At 71.5% G+C, this 24,050-nt stretch carries 25 protein-coding genes; 11 read left to right on the top strand and 14 right to left on the bottom strand.

Features of this window, described 5'->3' with window-relative positions:
• Nucleotides 1–65: 65 nt before the first annotated feature.
• The gene (locus tag OG992_RS25015) at nucleotides 66–881 is read right to left on the bottom strand and encodes a response regulator transcription factor (protein ID WP_238687777.1); all 816 of its coding nucleotides are present in this window, start codon (nucleotides 879–881) and stop codon (nucleotides 66–68) included.
• A gap of 253 nt (nucleotides 882–1,134) precedes the next feature.
• Here OG992_RS25015 and OG992_RS25010 point away from each other — a divergent pair, with 253 nt between their 5' ends.
• Both OG992_RS25010 and OG992_RS25005 read left to right on the top strand, forming a co-directional pair.
• Nucleotides 1,135–1,518, top strand: a complete 384-nt coding sequence (locus OG992_RS25010) for a WhiB family transcriptional regulator (RefSeq protein ID WP_091406539.1) — start codon at nucleotides 1,135–1,137, stop codon at nucleotides 1,516–1,518.
• 806 nt (nucleotides 1,519–2,324) lie between these two features.
• Entirely contained in the window at nucleotides 2,325–2,885 is a 561-nt protein-coding gene (locus OG992_RS25005; RefSeq protein WP_266304434.1) for a hypothetical protein, read from the top strand.
• 462 nt (nucleotides 2,886–3,347) lie between these two features.
• Here OG992_RS25005 and OG992_RS25000 read toward each other — a convergent pair whose 3' ends face one another.
• The 3 genes from OG992_RS25000 to groES form a co-directional block, all read right to left on the bottom strand.
• Nucleotides 3,348–5,120 (bottom strand): molybdopterin-dependent oxidoreductase, encoded by a 1,773-nt coding sequence (locus tag OG992_RS25000; RefSeq protein ID WP_266304433.1) that lies wholly within the window; start codon nucleotides 5,118–5,120, stop codon nucleotides 3,348–3,350.
• A 134-nt stretch (nucleotides 5,121–5,254) separates the two neighbouring features.
• Nucleotides 5,255–6,895 carry a chaperonin GroEL gene (groL, locus tag OG992_RS24995; RefSeq protein WP_210783328.1) on the bottom strand — a complete coding sequence of 547 codons (1,641 nt, stop codon included), beginning with the start codon at nucleotides 6,893–6,895 and terminating at the stop codon, nucleotides 5,255–5,257.
• Between the two features lie 70 nt (nucleotides 6,896–6,965).
• On the bottom strand, nucleotides 6,966–7,280 hold the full coding sequence (groES, locus tag OG992_RS24990) for a co-chaperone GroES (protein ID WP_030330046.1): 315 nt from the start codon (nucleotides 7,278–7,280) through the stop codon (nucleotides 6,966–6,968).
• A gap of 259 nt (nucleotides 7,281–7,539) precedes the next feature.
• Between groES and OG992_RS24985 the strand changes: the two genes are divergently transcribed.
• From OG992_RS24985 to OG992_RS24950, 8 genes are all read left to right on the top strand, one after another.
• Nucleotides 7,540–8,736, top strand: a complete 1,197-nt coding sequence (locus OG992_RS24985; protein ID WP_266304432.1) for a methyltransferase domain-containing protein — start codon at nucleotides 7,540–7,542, stop codon at nucleotides 8,734–8,736.
• Between the two features lie 25 nt (nucleotides 8,737–8,761).
• Entirely contained in the window at nucleotides 8,762–9,241 is a 480-nt protein-coding gene (gene ybaK, locus OG992_RS24980) for a Cys-tRNA(Pro) deacylase (RefSeq protein ID WP_266304431.1), read from the top strand.
• 179 nt (nucleotides 9,242–9,420) lie between these two features.
• Nucleotides 9,421–10,506, top strand: a complete 1,086-nt coding sequence (locus OG992_RS24975) for a sugar ABC transporter substrate-binding protein (protein WP_266304430.1) — start codon at nucleotides 9,421–9,423, stop codon at nucleotides 10,504–10,506.
• Between the two features lie 114 nt (nucleotides 10,507–10,620).
• Nucleotides 10,621–11,439: an ATP-binding cassette domain-containing protein gene (locus tag OG992_RS24970; RefSeq protein WP_238679445.1), complete on the top strand. Its 819-nt coding sequence runs from the start codon at nucleotides 10,621–10,623 to the stop codon at nucleotides 11,437–11,439.
• Nucleotides 11,436–12,698: a sugar ABC transporter permease gene (locus tag OG992_RS24965; protein ID WP_266304429.1), complete on the top strand. Its 1,263-nt coding sequence runs from the start codon at nucleotides 11,436–11,438 to the stop codon at nucleotides 12,696–12,698. Before OG992_RS24970 ends, OG992_RS24965 begins: the two co-directional genes overlap by 4 nt.
• Before the next feature lie 22 nt (nucleotides 12,699–12,720).
• Nucleotides 12,721–13,902, top strand: coding sequence for an ROK family protein (locus OG992_RS24960; RefSeq protein WP_266304428.1), 1,182 nt, complete (start codon nucleotides 12,721–12,723; stop codon nucleotides 13,900–13,902).
• Nucleotides 13,903–13,921: 19 nt separating this feature from the next.
• Complete coding sequence (locus tag OG992_RS24955) at nucleotides 13,922–14,218, top strand: DUF1707 domain-containing protein (RefSeq protein WP_238687786.1); 297 nt, start codon at nucleotides 13,922–13,924, stop codon at nucleotides 14,216–14,218.
• 125 nt (nucleotides 14,219–14,343) lie between these two features.
• Nucleotides 14,344–15,084 carry a DUF4142 domain-containing protein gene (locus OG992_RS24950; protein WP_238687787.1) on the top strand — a complete coding sequence of 247 codons (741 nt, stop codon included), beginning with the start codon at nucleotides 14,344–14,346 and terminating at the stop codon, nucleotides 15,082–15,084.
• A 33-nt stretch (nucleotides 15,085–15,117) separates the two neighbouring features.
• Here OG992_RS24950 and OG992_RS24945 read toward each other — a convergent pair whose 3' ends face one another.
• The 4 genes from OG992_RS24945 to tsaB are packed head-to-tail and all read right to left on the bottom strand — an operon-like array spanning nucleotide 15,118 to nucleotide 17,582.
• Nucleotides 15,118–15,372, bottom strand: coding sequence for a hypothetical protein (locus OG992_RS24945; protein WP_053660576.1), 255 nt, complete (start codon nucleotides 15,370–15,372; stop codon nucleotides 15,118–15,120).
• Between the two features lie 14 nt (nucleotides 15,373–15,386).
• Nucleotides 15,387–16,433 carry a tRNA (adenosine(37)-N6)-threonylcarbamoyltransferase complex transferase subunit TsaD gene (tsaD, locus tag OG992_RS24940; protein ID WP_091402289.1) on the bottom strand — a complete coding sequence of 349 codons (1,047 nt, stop codon included), beginning with the start codon at nucleotides 16,431–16,433 and terminating at the stop codon, nucleotides 15,387–15,389.
• Nucleotides 16,426–16,908, bottom strand: a complete 483-nt coding sequence (rimI, locus tag OG992_RS24935; protein WP_112621757.1) for a ribosomal protein S18-alanine N-acetyltransferase — start codon at nucleotides 16,906–16,908, stop codon at nucleotides 16,426–16,428. The genes tsaD and rimI overlap by 8 nt, the downstream gene beginning before the upstream one ends.
• Entirely contained in the window at nucleotides 16,905–17,582 is a 678-nt protein-coding gene (tsaB, locus tag OG992_RS24930; RefSeq protein ID WP_266304427.1) for a tRNA (adenosine(37)-N6)-threonylcarbamoyltransferase complex dimerization subunit type 1 TsaB, read from the bottom strand. The genes rimI and tsaB overlap by 4 nt, the downstream gene beginning before the upstream one ends.
• Nucleotides 17,583–17,836: 254 nt before the next feature.
• Here tsaB and OG992_RS24925 point away from each other — a divergent pair, with 254 nt between their 5' ends.
• Nucleotides 17,837–18,541, top strand: a complete 705-nt coding sequence (locus OG992_RS24925; protein ID WP_266304426.1) for a helix-turn-helix domain-containing protein — start codon at nucleotides 17,837–17,839, stop codon at nucleotides 18,539–18,541.
• A gap of 43 nt (nucleotides 18,542–18,584) precedes the next feature.
• Here OG992_RS24925 and ung read toward each other — a convergent pair whose 3' ends face one another.
• From ung to OG992_RS24895, 6 genes are all read right to left on the bottom strand, one after another.
• On the bottom strand, nucleotides 18,585–19,286 hold the full coding sequence (ung, locus tag OG992_RS24920; protein ID WP_238687792.1) for a uracil-DNA glycosylase: 702 nt from the start codon (nucleotides 19,284–19,286) through the stop codon (nucleotides 18,585–18,587).
• Between the two features lie 65 nt (nucleotides 19,287–19,351).
• Nucleotides 19,352–19,834 (bottom strand): tRNA (adenosine(37)-N6)-threonylcarbamoyltransferase complex ATPase subunit type 1 TsaE, encoded by a 483-nt coding sequence (gene tsaE / locus OG992_RS24915; RefSeq protein ID WP_238687793.1) that lies wholly within the window; start codon nucleotides 19,832–19,834, stop codon nucleotides 19,352–19,354.
• Nucleotides 19,831–20,934, bottom strand: a complete 1,104-nt coding sequence (locus OG992_RS24910) for an alpha/beta fold hydrolase (RefSeq protein ID WP_238687794.1) — start codon at nucleotides 20,932–20,934, stop codon at nucleotides 19,831–19,833. The genes tsaE and OG992_RS24910 overlap by 4 nt, the downstream gene beginning before the upstream one ends.
• Entirely contained in the window at nucleotides 20,931–22,049 is a 1,119-nt protein-coding gene (gene alr / locus OG992_RS24905) for an alanine racemase (RefSeq protein ID WP_238687795.1), read from the bottom strand. The genes OG992_RS24910 and alr overlap by 4 nt, the downstream gene beginning before the upstream one ends.
• Before the next feature lie 89 nt (nucleotides 22,050–22,138).
• Nucleotides 22,139–23,608 carry an NAD(P)H-hydrate dehydratase gene (locus OG992_RS24900; protein WP_238687796.1) on the bottom strand — a complete coding sequence of 490 codons (1,470 nt, stop codon included), beginning with the start codon at nucleotides 23,606–23,608 and terminating at the stop codon, nucleotides 22,139–22,141.
• Nucleotides 23,609–23,663: 55 nt separating this feature from the next.
• On the bottom strand, nucleotides 23,664–24,032 hold the full coding sequence (locus tag OG992_RS24895; protein ID WP_266304425.1) for a holo-ACP synthase: 369 nt from the start codon (nucleotides 24,030–24,032) through the stop codon (nucleotides 23,664–23,666).
• Between the last annotated feature and the right edge of the window lie 18 nt (nucleotides 24,033–24,050).

Below are 24,050 nucleotides of genomic sequence, written 5' to 3'. Positions count from 1 at the left end.
CTGTCGCGTGGTGTGCCCCGGCTGTCGTCACGCGGGGTGCCCTGCGGCCGCGCGACGTGCGTATGTCAGGCGACCAGACCGGCGCGGAAGCCCGCAGCCACCGCGTGGGCCCGGTCCCGGGCGCCAAGCTTGCGGAACAATCGGCGGGCGTGCGTCTTCACGGTGTCCTCCGAGACGAACAACTCCCGGCCGATCTCCGCGTTGCTCTTGCCCTCGGCCATGCCGAGCAGCACCTGAAGCTCACGCTCGGTGAGGCCGATCGACGCCCGACTGGGTCGGGCGTTCGGGGCGGGACGGCCCGGGTCGGTCTGCGCCGGCGACTCGCCGGTTCCCGCCTCCGCCTCGTCGTCGCCCCGCTGCACCGGCACCGAAGCCAGCCCGGCCGGCCCGTCGGCGGCCGTGGCCGCCCAGCCAGGCTCACCGGAACCACGCGGCGACGGCCCGGAGCGGCCGGAACCACCCACCGCCGCCGCGTCGCGGGCCGGATCGGTGATCCGCTGCCGGGAGGCTCGGCCGGGGGCTGTGAGCAGCAGTAGCGCCTTCGCCACCGCGCTGGTCAGGTCATGGTCGACATTCTGGATGAGCCCCCGGGCGCCGGCGCTGATGGTGGCCGCCGCGGCCTCGGACTCCTCGGTACCGAGCAGCAGCACGGCCGCCTGCGGCGCACGTGCCAACACCCGACGGACGAAGCCGGCGCTGTCCGGCCGGGTGAGGGCCGTGTCGGCCAGGACCACGTCGGCCGGTCGCTCGGCCAGCCGCAGCATCACCTCGGGATCAGAGACGGCGGTACGAACGATCGCGGACAACCCCAGCCGCGCGGCAGCAGAAGTAAGGTGCTGGGCCGCGAGTGGTGTCCGAACGCACACAAGAACGGTACGCACTGTGGTCTCCTCTCCGCCAACGAGCAGACCATGACGCGGTCGGCTGGGGAGGGGGTTCCCGGCAATCCTTCGAACTTTTCCGACAGATGGGGCAAAAGCCGCAATTTCCCGGACGTTTTCGATCACAGACGTGTGAGTTGACGACGGCCCGGGTACCGGGAGATCCAGGCCGGGAACGGTGCGCCTGCGCGGCCCGCCGCCCGGATGCCGGCCATAAGGATTCTCGCGGAGCCGCGCGGGAGGAGGGGTGCTGATGTCGAACGTACGTAGACTGCCCGGACCCATCGTCGATCTCTGGGACTGGCAGCGACTCGGTGCCTGCCGAGGGCGCGACAGCGCTCAGTTCTTCCACCCCGACGGTGAGCGTGGTTCCTCCCGGCTGCGTCGCGAGTCCGCCGCCAAGTCGGTTTGCCGCGCCTGCCCGGTTCGCGCCGAGTGCGCCGCCCACGCCCTGTCGGTACGGGAGCCTTACGGCGTGTGGGGCGGCTTCAGCGAGTCGGAGCGTCTGCGACTGCTCGCCGTCGGCTGGGAGGACCTGGCAGACCGCCGGCACGCCCGGGTCGACGTCGCACGGCTGGAGGCCCGACTGGGCCGCCCGCACAAGTCGACCGTCCCGGCGCAACGCAACGTCGCCTGACCCGACGCGTCCCGAACATCCACGAAACCGCGCCCTCACCCGTTGGGCGCGGTTTCGTGTCGTTCATGCGGTTTCCCCACGGCCAAGGCCCGCGCCGCCGCCGACAAAGCCGTGATCAACACGGGTTTCTTGATGTCGGGGCATCCCGCCCGAACAGTCGATGTCAATAAACCCGGGTGGCTCAAGCGAAGCGTTCGGCCCGAGCGGCAGGCAGAAGAGGTGCCCTGGCTGGTTTGTCCGGTCTGGGGTATTCGGGCCGGGTGCAGGACTTAGGCTGCTGCGAGGTACGCGACCTTTGTCCGGTGACCGGATGCACTCGTGGGCCGGAATCATGGCCGGGCGGGGGTCGTTACATACCCTGACGATCGCAGTACCACCGGCCCGCCGCCCGACCCCTGAGGGCTGGTCGCGCAGGTTGGAATGCCAGCCTCCACCCGGTCGTTACAGTCCCCACGAACGACCGTCGGGCACCGCCTCGATAAGGGTGCCGGCAGGTGGGCCAACCCCGGAATGACCCCGGCCCCCCGGTCGTTACAACCCCCACGAACGACCGCAGGCACCGCCTCGACGAGGGTGCCGGCAGGCGGGCCGACCCCGGAATGACCCCGGCCCCCGGGTCGTTACACAGGGTCCCGGCGCCACGAGCCCCCCGGCTCGGCAGGTCGCCGACCCGACGCCCCACAGGGTGTCACCCCCCCAAGACTTTTTCCCCGTTTGATGCAGCGCCGGACGAGGTGCTCACACCCGTCACTGCCGTTCCCCCTTTTTGGCGGTGTGGGTGTTCTACCCCCGAAGGAGCTACCCCCATGAACACGATCTTCCGTAAGAGCATGCTGTCTGTTGCTGGTCTCGCGTTCGCCGGCGGTGTCTTCGCCGGCCCCATCGCCGCCCACGCCAACCCGGTGGATGCCAAGCCGGTCGCGGTCACCGTGCAGTCGGCGGCGCCGAAGCCGCAGGGCGACCAGTCCCACATCACCCTCAACGACGAGCAGACCGCGAACGTGAAGGCGATCATCGCCGCCACGAAGAAGGCCGGTCTGCCGGAGCGGGCCGCGGTCATCTCGATCGCGACGAGCCTGCAGGAGTCCAAGCTGGAGAACCTGGGTCACCTGGGCGACATGAACGACCACGACTCGCTGGGCCTGTTCCAGCAGCGGCCGAGCTCGGGTTGGGGTACGCCGGAGCAGATCACCGACCCTGAGTACTCCACGACCGCGTTCCTCAAGGGTTTGAAGCAGGTCGACGGGTGGCAGGACATGGCCTTGACCGACGCCGCGCAGACGGTGCAGGTGTCGGCGTACCCGGACGCCTACGCCCAGTGGGAGCAGCAGGCCACCGATCTCGTTGGCCAGCACTGGAACAGCTGACCCGCACCACCGCACCACACCACAAGCACCCAGCAGACGGCACGACAACACCACAGCAGGACACCGACCTCTGGCCGGCACCCGCAACCCGGGGTGCCGGCCAGAGGTGTTTCTCTGCTCCGAGTCCACAGACCTGAATCCGCAGATCTTGGACACTTTCCGTCCAGCGCGAACGGAAAGTGTCCAAGATCTGCGTGCGTGGTCCGGGGCACCACCGGTCCACCCGCCGTCCCGCCGTCCCGCCGTACCGCCGTACCGCCGTACCGCCGTACCGCCGTACCGCCGGAGAATCGCGGGAACCCCGCAACGCAGGTCGCGAACCAGCCCACCGACCCGCAGAGCAGGTCACGAACGCGCACCCGCAGAGCAGGTCACGAACGCACAGGGCAGGTCACGAACGCGCAGAGCACGTCGCGGACACACGTCGCGGACGCAGCCCGGGCGACGACGCCATGGCGTGGATCAGCGGACGGTCACCGTGATCGTGTGCCAGCCGGTGGCGCCATCCGGGACGACGTCCTGCGTACGTTCGGTCTGGGTTTCACCGGTTGCGTCGGTCGCGCGGACCTGAAGCCGGTGCTCGCCCAGCGTGGCCTCCCACCGCCAGGACCACTGCACCCAGGTGTCCACTGACACTGTCGGGGCCAGCGCGGCTTCCTGCCACGGGCCGTCGTCGACGCGTACCTCGACTCGGCGGATGCCCCGGTGCTGCGCCCAGGCCACCCCGGCGACGGTCACCGGGCCGGCGGTCAGCCTGTTACGTCCCCTGGGCGTGTCGATCCGGGATTGGGTCTTGATCGGCCCCTGGGGGGACCAGCCGCGCGGCACCCAGTACGCGTCGAAGTCGGCGAACCGGGTCAGCTCCAGTTCGGTCACCCATTTGCAGGCCGACACGTAGCCGTAGAGACCTGGCACCACCACTCGGGCCGGGAAGCCGTGCTCGACCGGCAGCGGCTCGCCGTTCATCCCGACGGCCAGCAGGGCGTCCCGGCCGTCGCGCAGCGCGGCGGTGGGGGTGCCACAGGTCCAGCCGTCGACCGACCGGCCGACGACCTGGTCGGCGTCGTCGTCCGGCTCGACCTCGTCCAGCAGTTCCCGCAGGGGTACGCCGAGCCACAGGGCGTTGCCGATCAGGTCACCGCCCACCTCGTTGGAGACGCAGGCCAGCGTGACATACCGCTCGACCAGCGGTCGGGCCAGCAGATCCGCGTAGCTGTAGGTGCGTTCCCTACCGACCCGTCCGTGGATCCGCAGCCGCCAGGTGTCCGGGTCGACCTGGGGCACCACCAGCGCCGTGTCGATTCGGTAGAACCCGAAGTTCGGGGTGACGTACGGCGCGAGCTGCGTCAGTGAGAGGTCCGCGCCCGCCGGTACGGCAGGTGCGGGGGTAACCGGCGCGGGCAGGCGGATCGCGTCGCGGGCTGCGGACACGCCGCGCCGCCCCGCCAGCCAGCGCCCACCGAGACCGGCCACCACGGCCGTGCCGAGCAGCACTCCGCTGCCGGTGAGGAATCGCCGCCGCGACTCGGGGTCCACTTCGGCAGGCCCGACCGGTTCGACAGCCGCCGTCGGTCCGGCCGGTGTCACCGGCACCGGCCCTGCCGGCGACACCGGCACCGATTCACCCGGCGGCACCGATTCTCCGGGCGACCCCGGACCAACCGGCGACCCCGGACCGGCCGACCCGGGACCAGCCTGCGATCCCAGGCCAGCGGACGACACCGGACCAGCCTGCGACACTGGACCTGCCGATGGCACCGGGCCAGCGGGCGGCGTGGGTGGTGACCAGGACCAGGGGTCCAGCTCGAACGGCCCGCCGATGAACAGCCAGAGCACCAGGGCGCCGAGACCGGCGCCGACCAGGGACGGCAGCGCGTCGGCGAGGTCAGCGCCGGCGCGGGTCAGCGCGGAGGCCACGCCGATGACGCCGAACGCGGCAATGCCGGCCAGGCCGAGTGCCAACCGGCGGACCGCCAGTACGCCGAAGAGCGCGGCGAAGCCTCCCAGCAATACGGCAGTGCCGACCAGCAGCGCGATCTTGTCGGCGGTGCCGAAGAGGTCGATGGCGAGTTGCTTCAGCGACTCGGGGACGGCGTCGACGACGACCCCGCCGACCGCGACCAGGGGCGCCGACCGGGGACCGGTCAACACCGCGACCGGTTCGGCGATCCCGATCGCGACGGCGGCGGCGGTGATTCCGGCCAGCGCGGCGTACCGCCGTGACGTGGTGCTCATCGGCCCAGTGTGCGCGATCATCTCGCCGGGTCGCCAACAACGTCAGCGTTCGGTAATGACCTACCAGCCCGCGAGAACGAGCCGGGGCGCACCGCCTTACAGCGGTGCGCCCCGAAACGGGTGTCGCTACCGGATCAGAAGCCCGGGCCGTGCTGGTGGCCGTGACCGTGGCCGTGCCCGCCGCCGGCGGCCGGCTCGGCCTGCTCCGGCTTCTCCACCACGAGGCTCTCCGTGGTGAGCAGCAGACCGGCGATCGAGGCGGCGTTGGTGACCGCGTTGCGGGTCACCTTCACCGGGTCGATGATGCCCGCCTTGACCAGGTCGACGTACTCGCCCTTGGCGGCGTCGAGGCCGTTGCCCCACTTGAGGTCGGCGACCTTCTGCGTCACGACGTAGCCGTCGTGACCGGCGTTCTGGGCGATCCAGCGCAGCGGCTCGACGAGCGCCTTGCGCACGACCGAGACGCCGACCTTCTCGTCACCGGTGAAGCCCAGGTCGTCGTCGAGCACCGAGAGGATCTGCACCAGGGCGGCGCCGCCGCCGGGCACGGTGCCCTCCTCGACCGCAGCCTTGGTCGCCGCGATGGCGTCCTCGATGCGGTGCTTGCGCTCCTTCATCTCGACCTCGGTCGCCGCGCCGGCCTTGATGACGGCGATGCCACCGGAGAGCTTCGCCAGCCGCTCGGCCAGCTTCTCCCGGTCCCAGTCGGAGTCGGAGGCCTCGATCTCCTTGCGGATCTGAGACACCCGGTCGGCGACGTCAGCCTTCTGGCCACCGCCGTCGACGATCGTGGTGTTCTCCTTGTCGACCACGACGCGCCGGGCGGTGCCGAGCACCTCCAGGCCGACCTGGTCGAGCTTGTAGCCCAGCTCCGGGGCTACCAGCTCGGCGCCCGTGGAGATCGCGATGTCCTGCAGCATTGCCTTGCGCCGGTCACCGAAGCCCGGGGCCTTGACCGCGCAGACCTTGAGGGTCTTGCGCAGCGAGTTGACCACCAGGGTGGAGAGCGCCTGGCCGTCCACGTCCTCGGCGATGATCAGCAGGGGCTTGCTGTTCTGCAGGACCTTCTCCAGCAGTGGCAGCAGCTCCTCGATCGCCGAGATCTTCTGGGTGGTGACCAGGATGTACGCGTCCTCAAGGACGGACTCCTGACCCTCCAGGTCGGTGACGAAGTTCGGCGAGATGAAGCCCTTGTCGAACTGGAGACCCTCGGTCACGTCCAGTTCGGTGGTGAGCATCGAGCCTTCCTCGACGGTGATGACACCGTCGCGGCCGACGCGCTCCATCGCCTCGGCGATCAGGTCGCCGATCGTGGAGTCCTGCGCGGAGATCGTCGCCACGTTGGCGATCGACTCCTTGCTGGTGACCTCGGCGGCACGGCCGAGCAGCGCCTCGGAGACCTTCATGGCCGCCGCGTCGATGCCCCGCTTGAGGCCGGCCGGGTTGGTCCCGGCGGTCACGTTGCGCAGACCCTCGCGAACCATCGCCTGGGCCAGCACTGTCGCGGTGGTGGTCCCGTCGCCGGCGACGTCGTTGGTCTTGGTCGCCACCTCCTTGACCAGCTGCGCGCCAAGGTTCTCGTACGGGTTGGTGAGCTCGATCTCCTTGGCGATGGTCACACCATCGTTGGTGATCGTCGGCGCACCGAATTTCTTGTCCAGGACGACGTTGCGCCCGCGCGGGCCGAGGGTGACCTTGACCGCGTCCGCGAGGGCGTTGACACCGTGCTCCAGCAGGTGCCGGGCGTCGTCCGAGAAGCTCAGGATCTTCGCCATTAATGTCCCTTCGAAGCGCCATTGCCCCGGCCCGGCGAGCCGGACCGGGGCAGTGGCACTGATCGGTTGCTTACTTCTCGATGACCGCGAGGACGTCGCGGGCGGAGAGCACCAGGTACTCCTCGCCGGCGTACTTGACCTCGGTGCCGCCGTACTTCGAGTAGAGGACGGTGTCGCCGACCTGCACGTCAACCGGAACCCGGTTGCCGTTGTCGTCGACGCGCCCCGGGCCCACAGCGAGGACGGTGCCCTCCTGCGGCTTCTCCTTGGCGGTGTCGGGGATCACGATGCCCGACGCCGTGGTGGTCTCAGCCTCGTTCGCCTGGACCACGATGCGGTCCTCGAGCGGCTTGATCGCAACCTTGGTCGCGGTAGTCACGGGCATACCCTCCTGGGGTACTGGTTTCGTTGCTGGCCAGCGGGGCTGACCAGCGTCAATCTGCCTCATGCCACCGGGCGGTGCCGTCGTCGCGGGTGCCGGTCCGCCTGGCGTGCGCACCCGGGTCGCGAGACCCGGAAGCTGGCACCCTCAGGGTGAGAGTGCTAATCGCAGGTTATTCCGTGGCTAGCACTCCGTCAAGGAGAGTGCCAGCGAGTCGCGCCCCGCCAGCCAGGATTTCCGGGTCGGCCAGGACAATGGCGGGGTGGATCTCGATCAGCTGGCGGCGCTGCGTACCCCTGAGGGGTCGGCCGCGCTCACGGCGGCGGCCGACCTGGCCGGCGGTGATCCACTGGTCGCGGCGTCGGCGCTGCGCGCGACCGGGGTGCCGCCGACGTTGGCTGCGGCGGCCCTCACCCAGGCCGAATTGCGGCACCGGGCGGTGGGCAAGTTCGGCCCGGCCGCCGCTGGGATGTTCCTCACCCGTCCCGGCCTGGAGCAGGCCACCCGCCGGGTGGTCGCCGACCGTCGGGCCGCCCGGTTGTCCGCGGCCGGCGTGCGCACCCTGGCCGACCTCGGGTGCGGGCTCGGGGCCGACGCGCTGGCCGCCGCCCGCGCCGGCATCCGGGTGTACGGGGTGGAAGCCGACCCGGTGACCGCGGCGATGGCCGCCGCCAACGCCGAGGCGGCCGGCCTGGCCGAGCTGTTCACTGTCGAGTGCGGCGACGCGACCGGGTTCGACGTGTCAGGGGTCGACGGGGTCTTCTGCGATCCGGCCCGCCGCACCACCGGCACCGGGCGGCGGATCTTCGACCCGCGCGCCTACTCACCACCGTGGGACTTCGTCACCGGGCTGGCCGAGCGGGTGCCGCGCACAGTCGTGAAGGTCGCGCCGGGCCTGGACCACGCGCTCATTCCGGCCGGCGCGGAGGCCGAGTGGGTCGGCGTGGACGGCGACCTGGTCGAGGCCGCGCTCTGGTGCGGCGAGCTGGCGGAGGTGCCCCGCCGCGCCACCGTCTACCGCCAGCGGGGCGCCGAGACCCACCGTCACCAACTCACCGGCTCGGGTGCCGCCGAGGCGCCGGTCGGGCCGCCGAGGCGCTACCTGTACGACCCGGACCCGGCGGTGGTGCGCGCGCATCTCGTGGCCGAGCTGGCCACCGAACTGGACGCCACCCTGGGCGATCCGAGCATCGCCTACCTCTACGCCGACCGGCCGATCCGCACCCCGTACGCGCGCTGCCTGGAGATCACCGACGTGCTGCCGTTCTCGCTCAAGCGCCTGCGGGCGCTGCTGCGCGACCGCGGGGTGGGCCGGGTGGAGATCCTCAAGCGGGGTTCGGCGCTCACACCGGAGCAGCTCCGGCGGGACCTGCGGCTGGCCGGGAACGCGGCGGCGAGTCTGGTGCTCACCCGGGTCGACGGCGCACCGACGGTGCTGGTCGGCCAACCTGTCGGCTAGCCCCGTCTCGACTAGCCTCGTCGCTGTGGCGGGACAGGGCACGCCGGCAACGGCACTGTTGGTCAAGCGCGGAATCGCGCATCGCACCCATCCGTACCGGGTGTCACCGGACGCCCCGAACTACGGCGCGTTGGTGGCGGTGGCGCTCGACGTGGCACCGGAGCGCGTGTTCAAGTCGCTGGTGACCGCTGTCGACGGCGCGCTCACTGTGGCGGTCGTCCCGGTCACCGGCGAGCTGGATCTCAAGGCGCTCGCGGCGGCGGTCGGCGGCAAGCGGGCAGCGTTGGCCGACCGGGCGGTCGCCGAGCGGGCCACCGGTTACGTGCGCGGTGGGATCAGCCCGCTCGGGCAGCGTCGACGGTTGCCCACGGTGTTGGACGAATCCGCGCTGGATCTCCCGACGATCTACGTCTCGGCTGGTCGGCGTGGTCTGCAACTCGAACTGGCCGCAGCGGATCTGGTGGCGCTGACCGACGCCCGCACCGCGCCGTTGCAGACCCACTGACGACAGTCGTTACGTCGACTCCCCCGTGGGATACCCAGGGAGTAACAGTCGCGTTGCTGAATTGTTATCGCTCCCAACAAACTATGCACCTGCGCGGTCTTGTGGAGCCGGTGTGACGCGAAATACGTTGCCGGACACAACAAAACAACACCTCCCCCACCTCCGAAAGGACCCTGCACATGCGTAAGGGGATCCTCACCATCGCCGCCGTGGGCCTGCTCACGACCGGCGGCTTGACCGCCTGTGGCGACGACTCCGGCGACAAGGCCGCCTCCGCCAAGACCCCCAAGATCGGCGTGATCCTCCCGGACAGCAAGTCCTCGGCCCGCTGGGAAACGGCGGACCGTCGGTTCCTGGAGGAGGCGTTCAAGGCCGCCGGCGTCCAGTACGACATCCAGAACGCCCAGAACGACAAGACGGCCTTCCAGACCATCGCCGACCAGATGATCACCGGTGGCGTGACCGCCCTGATGATCGTCAACCTGGACTCCGGCACCGGCAAGGCCGTGCTCGACAAGGCCAAGTCGCAGGGTGTGGCCACCATCGACTACGACCGGCTCACCCTCGGCGGCTCCGCCCAGTACTACGTCAGCTTCGACAACGAGACCGTCGGCAAGCTCCAGGGCGAGGGTCTGACGAAGTGCCTGACCGAGAAGGGCGCCAAGAACCCCGTCGTGGCGTACCTGAACGGCTCCCCCACCGACAACAACGCCACCCTCTTCAAGGCCGGCTACGACTCGGTGCTCAAGCCGAAGTTCGACGCCAAGGAGTACGTCAAGGGCCCTGAGGACGCGGTGCCGGCGTGGGACAACGCGCAGGCCGCGACGATCTTCGAGCAGCAGCTCACCAAGGCCAACGGCAAGATCGACGGCGTGCTGGCCGCCAACGACGGTCTCGGCAACGCGGCCATCTCGATCCTGAAGAAGAACAAGCTCAACGGCAAGGTGCCGGTGACCGGACAGGACGCCAGCACCGAGGGCCTGCAGAACATCCTCGCCGGTGACCAGTGCATGACCGTCTACAAGGCGGTCCGGGAAGAGGCCAAGGCCGCCTCCGACCTGGCCATCGCCCTCGCCAAGGGTGAGAAGAAGGACACCGGCCAGACGGTCAAGGACGGCGACCGGGACGTCCCGTCGGTGCTGCTCACCCCGAAGGCCATCTACAAGGACAGCGTCAAGGACGTCATCGCCGACGGCTACGTGACCAAGGAAGAGGTCTGCACCGCGGCGTACACCAAGTTCTGCGCCGAAGCCGGCATCAGCTGACCGACGCCGCAGTACCCGCCGGAACGACCATCGCCGCCCGGCACGGGAGCACCCTCCCGTGCCGGGCGGCGCACGCCGGACGGGCCCCGACCCTCCCTTAAGAAGGAGACCCCCGTGTCCGCGACCCCCCTGCTGGAACTCCGCGGGATCGACAAGAGCTTCGGTCCCGTCCAGGTGCTCCGCGACGTCGCCCTGACCGTCCACCCGGGAGAAGTGACCGCACTGGTCGGCGACAACGGCGCCGGCAAGTCGACCCTGGTGAAGTGCATCAGCGGCATCCACCCCACCGACGCCGGAGAGTTCCTGTTCAACGGTGAACCGGTGCACATCGGCAGCCCACGCGACGCCGCCACGCTCGGCATCGAGGTCGTCTACCAGGACCTCGCGCTCTGCGACAACCTGGACATCGTGCAGAACATGTTCCTCGGCCGGGAGAAGCGCAGCGGCATCGTCCTCGACGAGCCGACAATGGAACAGCTCGCCGCCGAAACCCTGGCGGGGCTCTCCATCCGCACCGTCACCTCACTTCGCCAGCACGTGTCCAGCCTCTCCGGCGGTCAACGCCAGACCGTGGCCATCGCCAAGGCGGTGCTGTGGAACAGCAAGCTCGTCATCCTGGACGAGCCGACCGCGGCGCTCGGCGTGGCACAGACCGCCCAGGTGCTCGAACTGGTCCGCCGCCTCGCCGACAACGGCCTGGCCGTGGTGCTCATCTCGCACAACATGAACGACGTCTTCGCCGTCTCCGACCGGATCGCCGCGCTGTACCTCGGCCAGATGGTCGCCCAGGTGAAGACCACCGACATCACCCACGCCCAGGTGGTCGAGCTGATCACCGCCGGGCGCTCGGGCGGGCTCGGCCTCGCCACCGACCCGGGCAGCAACGGCGACGGCCCACAGGCGGCCGACTCGATCTCAGGAGGCGTCCGATGACCACCACCGCCGTGCGGAAGGACGGACCCGCCGCCGTCACACCGACGCCGACCATCGGAGGCCACTTCCGCAACTACCTCAGTCGGGTACGCGGTGGCGACGTCGGCGCACTACCAGCCGTACTCGGCCTGATCGTGCTCTGCACCGTCTTCGCGATCATGAGGCCGTCGTCGTTCCTGTCGGCCGGCAACTTCGCCAACCTCTTCACCCAGGGCGCGGCGGTCACGCTGATCGCGATGGGCCTGGTCTTCGTGCTGCTGCTCGGCGAGATCGACCTGTCCGCCGGCTTCGCCAGCGGCGTCTGCGCGGCGGTGCTGGCCAATGTGGTCACGGTGCTCGGCTACCCCTGGTGGGTCGCCGTGCTCGCCGCTGTCGCCACCGGCGTGGTCATCGGCAGCACGCTCGGCATGCTCGTCGCGAAGATCGGCATTCCGTCCTTCGTGGTCACCCTCGCCGGCTTCCTCGCCTTCCAGGGCGTCGTGCTGCTGCTCGTCAAGGACGGCACCAACATCGCCGTCCGCGACGACGTGCTGGTCGCCATCGCCAACCGCAACCTCGGCCCCACCTTGGGCTGGGCGCTGACCGCCGTCGCGGTCATCGGCTACGCGGCTGTGCAACTGCTGCGCCACCGCACCCGGGTGGCCCGCGGCCTGATCACCGATCCGCTCGCGGTGGTGGCGCTGCGGATCGGCGGGCTCGCCGTCATCCTCGGCACCGCTGTGTACGTGCTCAACCTGGAGCGCAGCCGCAACGTCCTGATCAGCTCACTCAAGGGTGTGCCGATCGTGGTGCCGATCATCGCGGTGCTGCTGATCATCTGGACCTTCGTGCTCCAACGCACCAGCTACGGCCGGCACATCTACGCAGTGGGCGGCAACCGGGAAGCGGCCCGCCGGGCCGGCATCGGCGTCGACCGGATCCGGATCTCCGTCTTCGTGATCTGCTCCTCCATGGCCGCCATCGGTGGCATCGTGGCGGCCAGCCGGGCCAACTCGGTCGACCCGAACACCGGGGGCAGTAACGTACTGCTCTACGCGGTCGGCGCGGCGGTGATCGGCGGCACCAGCCTCTTCGGTGGCAAGGGCCGCGTCCTCGACGCCGTCCTCGGCGGCGCGGTGGTCGCGGTCATCGAAAACGGAATGGGCCTGATGGGGTACACCTCGGGAGTCAAGTACGTGGTCACCGGCGTCGTGCTCCTGCTCGCGGCCAGCGTCGACGCGCTCTCCCGCCGTCGCGCGGCAGCCACCGGCACCCGCTGACCGCGCGGGAGGTAGCACCAGCATGCGCCCAGGACCGACCCAGGATGACGTCCGACGGCAGAACCTCGGGGCTCTGCTGAGGCACGTGCACGTCCACGGGGCGACCACGCGTGCCGAACTGACCACCACGCTGGGCCTCAACCGCAGCACCATCGGCGCGCTCACCGCCGACCTGTCCGCGGTGGGGCTGGTCAGCGAAGGGGCACCGAAGGAAACCGGCCGAGCCGGACGACCGTCACTGGTCGTCCGGCCCGAGTCGGCGCGGGTCTACGCGTACGCGTACTCGGTGGAGGTGGACCGGCTGCGCGCCGCCCGGATCGGGCTGGGTGGCGCGATCCTGGACCGCCGGGATCTGGACCGGCCGCGCGGGCTGCTGGCCGCGGAGGCCGCACCGCTGCTGGCCGGCGCGGTCAAGGAGATGCAGCAACTGGTGCCGGCGGACGCGATCTGCGTCGGTGCCGGCGTCGCGGTCTGCGGCATGGTCCGCCGGGACGACGGCCTGGTTCGACTCGGCCCCACCACCGGTTGGGTGGACGAGCCGATCGGCGCGGCCCTCGCCGACGAGTTGGGCATCGACGTACCGATCACAGTGGGCAACGTGGCCGACGTCGCCGCGTTCGCCGAGCACGCACGCGGTGTGGCGGCAGGCTGCGACAACGTCCTCTACCTGTACGGCGACGTGGGCGTGGGTGCCGGCATCATCGCCGGTGGGCGCAGGCTGACCGGGCACGGTGGGTACGGCGGCGAGGTCGGCCACATGAAGGTGGTGCGCGACGGCAGACCCTGTGAGTGCGGCTCCCGGGGCTGTTGGGAGACCGAGATCGGCGAGCGTGGCCTCCTGCGCGCCGCCGGACGCTCCGACGCCCGGGGCCGTGACGCGCTGCTGGCCGTCTTCGACGCGGCCGATCGCGGAGACGCCCGGGCCCAGACGGCGGTCCGCCAGGCCGGCGACTGGCTCGGCTTCGGGGTGGCCAACCTGGTGAACGTCTTCAACCCCGAGATGGTCATCTTCGGTGGGACGATGCGTGACCTCTACCTCGCGGCGGCGGCCCAGATCCGCAGCCGGCTCAACTCCAACGCGCTCGGCGCCTGTCTGGAGCACGTCCGGCTGCGTACGCCGAAACTGGGTACTGACGCGCCCCTGATCGGTGCCGCAGAGCTGGCCTTCGAACGGCTCCTCGCCGACCCCCTCGACGTGGGCTGATCCGCGTACGCTGTCCGGCGTGGATGTCGAGCTGCGCGCCTCCGACGACGACCGCAACCGGGTGGTCGCCGCGCTGCACCAGCACACGGCGGCGGGCCGGCTGACGCTCGACGAGTTCTCCGATCGCGCCGGTGCGGTGTGGACGGCGCGCACCCTCGGTGACCTGGCCGCGCTGACCCGCGATCTACCGGCCCTGCCCACCTCGGGCGTCGACACCGGCCCGGTCGGGCGCGGGCGTCAGGAGTTGCTGATGGTTTTCGCCGCCGCGGCGATCACCCTGCTGCTGCTCGGCGGCCTGCTCGCCGTCACCCGCTGATCCCTGTCGCTCCGCGATGAACTGATCGCGCGATCAGTCCGTACCAGTGGGCGGACGGGCAACCGGCAGGATACGGCTGCCCGGTCCAGACGCGTTCCGGTCCGGACCGAGGAGGCACCACAGACATGGCACCGCTCAGATCCGCCCATCGCCGACTGGGCACCCGGACCCACCGAGCGGCGATGCTGCTCATCGCGGTCATCGCGGGGGTCGGTGTCCTGCCCGGCGTGGCCGTCGCCGCGCCCGCCGGTGGCCAGCAGCTCAACGCCGCCGACATGACACTGCTCAACGGGGTGCGGCTGGCCGGGCTGTGGGAGATGCCAGCCGGCCAGATGGCCGCCGAGAAGGGACAGTCGGCGAAGGTCCGGGAAATCGGCGCCGGCATCGCCAGCGAGCACCAGAAGCTCGACCAGCTCGTGGTCGACGCGGCCAACAAGTTGGGCGCGACGATCCCCAGCGATCCGACCGCCGAGCAGAAGGGCTGGCTGGCCGAGATGCAGAAGGCATCCGGCGCCCGGTTCGACCAGATCTTCGTCACCCGGCTCCGGGTCGCCCACGGCAAGATCTTCCCGGTGATCGGCGCGGTCCGGGCCAGCACCCGGGACGCCACAGTCCGCAAGCTCTGCGAGGACGCCAACGCGTTCGTCCAGCACCACATGCAGATGCTGGAGAGCACCGGCCTGGTCCGCTGGCCGGAGCTGCCGCCGGCGGCGCTGCCCGCCCCGGGTGAGGACGGGCTCCTGGCCGCCGCCTCCGCCAACTCCGGCCCGCAGGTCGGAGTCAGCAGCACAGTCGTGTGGCTGGTCTTCCTCGCCGCGCTGGGCACAGGCGGAATCGCCACCTACCGGATGTTGCGCCGCAGCTGACCAGTCAGGCAGCGGCCTGAATGGTGGCTCGCGTTACCGGTCCACCTGGGTGAAGTCCCAGGAGTGCGGGGCGCGGGCCACCAGCAGGGCTGGTGGGTCCGGCAGCGGCCGGGGGTTGCTGCGCCACTTGGAGATCACCACCACGCGGTGGTCGGTCGAGGAGAAGACCTCGCTGGAGACGTGGAGCGGGTCGTGCTCCAACTCCGGCAGGGCGGTGTCGCACACCCAGGTGATCAGGTCGGCGACTCCGTACGCCTCGGCGCGCGCCTCCCACATCCGCACGATCATGTCCGCCGCTCCCGTCACACGCTGACCGTTGTCAACGGCAGTGCCGAATCGGCCGGCAGGTCCAGTCGGCTCGGAGCGACCCCGGCGGCGACCAGGTGCGAACCGAGCGCGGCCACCATCGCGCCGTTGTCGGTGCACAACTTCGGCCGGGGTACCCGGACCCGGATGCCGTACTTCTCGGCTCGCTGTTCGGCCATCGCCCGCAGCCGCGAGTTCGCCGCCACTCCCCCGCCGATGACCAGGGTCTCGATGCCCTGCGCCCGGCAGGCGGCGAGCGCCTTGCTGGTCAGGACGTCACAGACCGCCTCCTGGAAGGACGCGGCCACGTCGGCCACCGGCACCGGCTCACCGGCACGCTGACGGGCCTCGACCCACCGGGCCACCGCCGTCTTCAGGCCCGAGAACGAGAAGTCGTAGCGGTGGGCGGCGAGATCCTTCGCGGCGGTCAGACCGCGGGGGAAGGCGATCGAGGCGGCATCGCCGGCCCGGGCCTCCCGGTCGATGGGCGGACCGCCCGGGAACGGCAACCCGAGCAGCCGGGCGACCTTGTCGAACGCTTCCCCGGCCGCGTCGTCGATGGTGGCGCCCAGCGGGGTGACACCCCGCGCCAGGTCGTCCACGAGCAGGAGGGACGAGTGGCCGCCGGACACCAGGAGCGCGATGGCGGGTTCGGGCAGTGGGCCGTGCTCAAGGGTGTCCACCGCGACGTGGGCGGCGAGGTGGTTGACGCCGTAGATGGGTTTCTCGGCGGCGACCGCGTACCCCTTGGCGGCGGCGACGCCGACCAGCAACGCACCGGCCAGCCCCGGCCCGGAGGTGACAGCGATCGCGTCGATGTCGGCCAGCGTGACGCCGGCCTCGGTCAGTGCCCGGTCCATGGTCGGCACGATGGCCTCCAGGTGTGCCCGGCTGGCCACCTCCGGCACCACACCCCCGAACCGGGCGTGTTCCTCGACGCTGGAGGCGAGCGCGTCGGCCAGCAGGGTGTGCCCCCGCACGATGCCGACACCGGTCTCGTCGCAGGAGGTCTCGATACCCAGGATCAGTGGTTCGTCAGCCATGGTCGTGTGGTCCGTCCCCGGTCGGCTCGGCGTCGCGCCGCATGACCAGCGCGTCGGTGTTGCTCGGTTGGTAGTAGCCGCGCCGCACCCCGATCGGCTCGAAACCGTACGTCGCGTAGAGCCGCTGAGCTGCGGCGTTGTCCACGGCGACCTCCAGCAGGGTGCTGCGGGCGTCGCGCCGGACCGCCTCGGCGAGCAACTCCTCCAGCAGGGCACGGCCCACGCCGCGCCGCTGGGCGTCCCGGCGGACGGCGATGTTCTGTACCCACACCTCGTCCGGCGGAACGCCGGCGAGCCCGGCGTAGCCGAGTACCGACCCGTCCGCGTCGACGGCGACCCGGTAGTGGTGCCCGTTGGCGAGCTCACTCCAGAACATGGCGGGCGACCACTTCTCAGCGCCGAAGAGGTCCGCCTCGATCGGCAGCACGTCGTCGATGTGCCACCAGCGGAACGGTTCGAGCCGTACCGCCGTCATGGCAGGACCGGTTTGCGACCGGTCGCCGCCACCGCGTCGGGGCGGCGCAGGTAGAGCGGGGTGAGCCGCTCACTGGACGCCCCCGCCCGGATCCGCTCGGCGGCGAGCAACGCCAGCACCGTCGCGTCCGGGTAGCGCGGCTCGACCCGAACGGGCAGGTCCAGGACCTCGGCGTACCGGTGCGCCCCGTCACCGACCGCGATCGTCGCGCCCAGTTCGCGGGCGCGCGCGGCGGCGACCGCCGGCGCGGACACCTCCGGCCCGACGATCCGCTGGCCAGCGCCGTCGTAGATGGCCCAGTAGAGCTCCTTGCGCCGGGCGTCGCTGGCGGCCAGGACCGGCGCGCCGGACGCCGCCGGGTAGCCGATGGCGTCCAGCGAACAGACGCCGTACGTGGGGATGCCCAGCACCTGACCCATCGTCGCGGCGGTGACCAGGCCGACCCGTAGCCCGGTGAACGGCCCCGGGCCGAGCCCGGCGACGATGGCGGCCAGGTCACGCGGGCGCGCGTCAGCGTCGGCGAGGACCGCATCCACCTGGGGCGCGAGCAGCTCACCGTGCGCGCGGGCGTCGACAGTGCACCGGTGCGCCCGCGACGCCACGCCGTCTGCCGAGACGTCCACCAGCGCCGCGGTGACCGCGGGGGTCGAGCTGTCCACCACGAGTACGAGCACGGTAAGCCAGCCTAGCCGCCCCGCCGCAGCCTTCAGTCACGCCCCGCCCCGCCAGCAGCCGCTGTCACGCCCACCCACGGCCGCCCGCACCACTGTCGCTCTTTCGCGGCGGGGGGGCGACGAACCGGCGCGGGGGGCGACGGGCCCCATCCCCCAGTGTCAGTCGCAGGTCCCGGGGAGCAGGGCGGCGGCCGTCCAGTCATGAATACGCCTCAGCGGTTTCGGCCACGACCGGCGTGGTCCACCATCCCGGGATGCCACCCACTCGTCTCGCCGGCCTGCTCGGCACCGCCATCCGTGAGCAACGACAGTCGCGCGAGCTGAGCCAATCTGAGCTGGCCGAGTTGGCCGGCGTCAGCCAGGCGACGGTCGCCCGGATCGAACGCGGTGAGCGAGCGCCCAGCATCGCCGTGCTGGAGCGGTTGCTTGCAGCGATGGATGTGCAGTTGGTCGTCGGCGTCGAGCCGTTGGACGCGCACCTCGACGCCCGGATCGACGGCTTGGCCGCACGGCCGATCGCCGAGCGAATCGACGGGCTGGGGTTGGATCGACTGCTGGATCGGCTCACCGACTTTCCGCAGGTGATCACCGGATGCGCCGCGGCGGTGCTACAGGGTGCACCGGTGCCGGCCGACACGCTGCAGATCGCCCTGCGCTGGCAGGACGCAAAGCTGTTCACCCGCTGGCTGGAGACGAACTACGGCCAGCGGTGGAACGCCCGCTGGGGTGAGTTCGGCGGGGTGTGGTTGGAGCCCGAAGAGCCGGGCGAACACCTGTGGTCGACCCGGTACGGGGAGATCAGGGCCACCATGTGCGACGAGCTGCCCGAGACGATCGAGGTGCGCCACGGTGGGCGGAGTTACCAGGTGGTGCCGCTTGTCGAGCTGGAACTGAGCGAGCCACGCGCCGCCGAGTTGCTGCGCCGCTACCGGGACCGGCAGCTGGCCAGCGACGGCTGAGCCAGTGCCGGTCCACACCAGCAGCGGGACGTCGACGAGCGGCTCAGCCGGCGGTGCGCTCCCAATCGATCGTGGGCAGGCCGGCGTCGGCGAGTGCCTTGTTGGCCGCGCTGAACGGGCGGCTACCGAGGAAGCCGCGCGGGTTCATCGGGCTGGGATGACCCGCCTCCAGCACCACGTGCTGCGGATTGGTGACCAGCGCGGCCTTCTTACGGGCGTAACCACCCCAGAGCAGGAAGACCACCCGGTCCGGTGCCGCGTCCAGTGCCCGGATGGTCGCGTCGGTGAACTCTTCCCAGCCGGCGTTGGCGTGCGAGCCCGGGGTTGCCTGCCGGACGGTCAGCACCGCGTTGAGCAGCAGCACCCCCTGGGCGGCCCACCCGTCGAGGTTGCCGCTGCGCGGCTTGGGGACGCCCACGTCCTCGCCCAGCTCCTTGAAGACGTTGCGCAACGACGGCGGCACCGTCACACCGTCGCGGACGCTGAAGCTCAACCCGTGTGCCTGCCCCGCCCGGTGGTAGGGATCCTGCCCGAGGATGAGCACCCGCGTGCCCTGCGGCGGGCAGAGCCGATATGCCGAGAACAGATCTTCCAGCGGCGGGAAGACCGTCTGCGTCGCGTATTCCCGGGCGACGAACTCGCCCAGCGCGGCGGTGCGTGCCGGGTCGAGGTGCGGGGTGAGCACTGTGCGCCACTGCTCCGGCAGCAGAGCCAGCAGATCCAGGGCGGGAGCGTCGTCGGGCATCGGGAACCTCTCACAGCGCGGGTCGGACACCCGCACTCTAGGCATCGGGTACGACAGCCGCCGACCTAGCCCAGGTCGGCGAGCCGCCGGGCCCAGTCGCCGCCGATCGGGTCCAGCTCGACGATGCGGGTGTCGTCGTCGCGGCGGTCGATGCGAACCCGCAGGTGCGCGTCCACCAACTGCTCCACCAGGCCCTCGCCCCACTCCACCACTGTCACCGAGTCGTCCACCGACGCGTCGAGGTCCAGATCGTCGATCTCGGCGCGCGGGTCAGTGGCGTCACCCAGGCGGTACGCGTCGGCGTGCACCAGCGCCACCCGGCCACCCCGGGCCGGATCGGGGCGGTGCACCCGAGCGATCACGAAGGTCGGCGAGGTGATGTCCCCGAGGACACCGAGCCCGGCGCCGACGCCCTGGGTGAGTGCGGTCTTGCCGGCGCCCAACGGGCCGGTCAACAGCACCAGGTCGCCGGCGCGCAGCAACCCGGCCAGCCGCCGGCCGAAGTCCCGAGTGTCCTCGACGGTCGGCAGCTTGACGACGTGACTCACCGTTCCTCCACGCTCTGCAATGACTCCAGGAACCGCGCCAGGGCGGCGTTGACCTCGTCCGCGTGCTCCAACATGACCACGTGACCGCTGTCCTTGATCTTCACGAACTCGGCGTGCGGCAGCCGGCGGACGATCTCCTCGGAGTGGGTCACCGGCGTGATCATGTCCTTGTCGCCGACCACCACCAGCACCGGAGTCGCCGCCAGCGCCGCCAGCGCCGGAAAGCGCGAGTGGGTGGCCAGGGTCCGCAGGTAGCGGGTCACCGTGTCGGCCGACGTCCGGGAGTTCATCGTCTCCACGTAGGACACCAGCGACGGGCTGGGCTTGCGGGTACCGAAGCCGTACTTGCGGGTCAGTAGCCAGGCCACGTTCGACGTCGACTTGCGGGCCTTGTCGATCACCGGCCCGCCGTACCGGGTGGCGTTGCTGACCATGTAGAGCACCGGCCCACCGACCCGGCCGAGCAGCGCGGGCGCGACCAGCTTGGTCTCCGCGATGAGCCCGCCCGACGTGGCCATCAGAACGGTGCCCACCACCCGGTCACCGAACAGCTCCGGGAACAACTCGGCGAACGCCATGATGGTCATGCCGCCCATCGAGTGGCCGACCAGCACCAGCGGCCCGTCCGGGGCGGTTCGGTCGATCACCTGGCGCAGCGTCCGGCCGAGCACGGCGAGGTCGTACTCCCCGGTCTCCAGCCGGCCGGACCGGCCGTGACCGGGCTGGTCGTACGCCACGATCCGGTAGTCACCGCGGGCGGCGAGCATCTGGCGCTGGAAGTGGAACGTCCCCATGTCCAGGCAGAAGCCGTGCACCAGCACCACAGTCGGTCGCCCCGGCACCGGCCGGGTCGGCTCGACCACCTCGACGTGGATGTCCGTGCCGTCCGGCAGCTCCAGGCGGAACGCCTCGTCGTACCGCTGCTTGTCGAACGTCTCGTGCGCGTAGCGGTCGGCCGGATCGGCCTTGAGCCGGCGGACCAGGGTCCGCTCGGTCGCGACACCAGCCGCCAGACCTGCCGCGGCCACCCCCACCGCCGCGCCGACGATCCCGGCGACCCGGCCCACGGCCGTGCGCGGACGCGGAATGCGGTAACTCATTGTTTCTCGCCGTCGTAGACCCGGGGCACCCGCGTGCCGCCGAACCGGGTGACGATCTCGTAGTTGATCGTGCCGACCGCCTCGGCCCAGTCGTCAGCTGTCGGTTCGCCGTCGACGCCGCTGCCGAAGAGCGTCGCCACGTCGCCGTCGGCCACCGGGTCGTCGCCGCAGTCGAGCACGAACTGGTCCATGCAGACCCGCCCCGAGATCGTCCGGCGTACGCCGCCGAGCTGTACCGGGCCGGTGTTGGACGCGTGCCGGGGGACCCCGTCGGCGTACCCGAGCGGCACCACGGCCAGGTTCGCGTCGGCTTCCGTCGTGTAGGCGTGCCCGTAGGAGATACCGGTGCCGGCGGGCACCCGCTTGGTGAGCATCACGCGGGCGCGGGCGGTCATCGCCGGCCGCAACCCGTACGTCTCGCCGGCCACCGGGGACAGCCCGTAGATGGCCAGGCCGGGGCGGACCAGGTCGAAGTGGGTGTCCGGGCGGGTGAGGGTGGCTGCCGAGTTGGCGAGGTGCCGCCAGCGCGGCCGTAGCCCGGCCCGCTCGACCATGGCCAGCCCCTCGTGGAAGACGGCCAGTTGGCGGTCGGTGGTGGGGTGGCCGGGCGAGTCCGCGTACACGAAGTGGCTCCACACGCCGACCACCTCGACCAGGCCATCGGCCTGCGCCTTCGCGGCGGCGTCCAGCAGCGCGGGCCAGTCGGCGACTGTCGCGCCGCCCCGGGACAGCCCCGTATCGATCTTGAGGTGCAGACGGGCGGGACGCCCGGCGAGACGACTCGCCTCGATCATCTCGTCCAATTGCGCCAGGCTGGCCGCGCCCAGGTCCACGCCGGCGGCGACCCCCTCGTGCAGCGGCAACCCGGGGGCGAGCAGCCAGGCCAGCACCGGCACTGTCACCCCGGCCCGCCGCAGGGTGAGCGCCTCGTCGAGGGTGCAGACACCGAGCCAGTCAGCGCCGGCGTCGAGCGCCGCGCGGGCGGCCGGAAGCATCCCGTGGCCGTACCCGTCGGCCTTCACCACTGCCATCAACTCGGCGGTGGTGCCGGAGCGGAGCCTGCTCACGTTCTCGCGGATGGCGTCAAGATCGACGCGTACCTCGGCCTGCCACATGTACCCAGCCTACTTTCCGCCGTGATCACGGCGGGCGGCGACGCACGTCCCGACGCGGCGATCCGGTCACCGCGCCCGGAACCGCCCGTTCAGCCCAGCCGGGCCAGCACCGGACGCAGCGCGGTCGCCACGTCGGGCGCGGTCACCGGCCCACCCCGGGCCGCCTCCCGCCCGGCGAGCCCATGCAGGTACGCGGCCGAGGCGGCGGCCCGATCGGCGGGCACCCCGGCCGCCAGCAGCGAACCGAGCAGCCCGGCCAACACGTCGCCGGTGCCGCCGGTGGCCAGCGCCGGGGTGCCGGTCGGGTTGACGTACGCCCGACCGTCCGGCGTGCCGATCACAGTGCGGTCGCCCTTGAGCAGCACCACAGCGTTCATCCAGGCGGCCAGCCGCAGCGCGGCGCCAACCCGGTCGGCGCCCGGCTCCTCACCGCAGAGACGGGTGAACTCCCGGTCGTGCGGGGTGACCACGATGGGCGCGTCGCGACCCCGCAGCCGGTCGGCGAGCGAGCCGTCCACCAGCAGGGTCAGGGCGTCGGCGTCGAGCACCACCGGCACCGGGGCGGCCAGAACGGCGCGCAGCTCGGCCGCCGCGTCGGCACCGGTGCCCAGCCCGGAGCCGCAGACCCAGGCCTGCACCCGGCCCGCGTCGGCGACCCGCCCGCTGGCGATCACCGAGGGGTGCTGGTGCAGCACCTCGGCGCGGGCGCTGCCGGCGTAGCGGACCAGGCCGGTCGGCCCCGCCAGGGCGCCGCCCACGGAGAGCACCGCCGCACCGGGGTAGGTCGCCGAGCCGGTCGCCACCCCCACCACGCCCCGGGTGTACTTCTCCGACGCCGGGCCCAGTTGGGGCCACCAGTCGACCAGGTCGGACCACTCGGTGACCCGCAGCGCAGGGGTGCCGCGCAGCCACTGCCGCAGCCCGATGTCGACAAGCTCGACGTGCCCGGCCAGCGCGGCGGCCGGCCCGACCACCAGGGCGGGCTTCAGCGCGCCGAAGGCCACAGTCACGTCGGCGCGGACCGCCGTGGGCCGGCCGGACGCGGACAGCGGCACGTGGCCGGTGTCGACAGCGACCCCGCTGGGCACGTCGACCGCCAGCACCGTGGCCCGTTCCCCGTCGCGTCCGCGCAGCTCGCCGAGGCGCTTGACCACCTCGTCCGCGTTCGCCCGTAGCCCGCCGGTGCCACCGATGCCGACGATGCCGTCGAGGACCAGGTCGACCGGGCCGGCCGGATCCTGGACCAGCCGGCCTCCAGCGGCTCGCAGTGCGGCCAGACCGGCGGTGTGCGCCCGCCCGGGGGTGAGCAGCAGGGCGGACACCTGGACACCTCGGCGGGCCAACCGCTCCCCCGCGTACAGCGCGTCACCGCCGTTGTCACCGGAGCCGACCAGCAGCAGCACCCGGCCTCCGTAGACCCCGCCCCGCTCGGCGAGCAGGAGCGCGGCCCGGCGGGCCAGGCCGGCGGCGGCCCGCTGCATCAGCGTCCCCTCCGGCAGCGTGCCCATCAACCCCGCCTCGGCCGCCCGTACGTCGGCAACCCGCCACACCGCTCTCATGCCACCGTGTCCCATTCCGTTCGCGGGCGGACCTGACCGGCCCTCCCGGCCGACGTCATCGTTCCGCGACCACCATCGCCGACGCGATCCCGCCGTCGTGCGACAACGAGAGATGCCAGTGGTTGACCCCACGTAGGTCGGCCACCGCCGCGACAGTGCCGGAGACGGCCAGCCAGGGGCGGCCATCCGGGTCGGGCACGATCTCGCAGTCGTGCCAGTTGAGCCCGGCCGGGGCGCCGAGCGCCTTGGCCACCGCCTCCTTGGCGGCGAACCGGGCGGCGAGCGACTCGGGCGAGCGCGGGCTGCCGGAGCGGGTGTGCCGCTCGGCCTCGGTGAAGAGCCGGTCGGCGAGCAGTGGCGTTCGTGCCATGGCCCGGGCGAACCGGTCGACCAGGACGACGTCGATGCCGACAGCGACGATCACGACACCACCCTACCGGCG

The sequence above is a fragment of the Micromonospora sp. NBC_00362 genome, assembly GCF_026342155.1.
Classification (GTDB): Bacteria; Actinomycetota; Actinomycetes; order Mycobacteriales; family Micromonosporaceae; genus Micromonospora; species Micromonospora hortensis.
The sequence above is the reverse complement of the archived record's forward strand: the minus strand, read 5'-3'. Positions and strand labels throughout refer to the sequence as shown.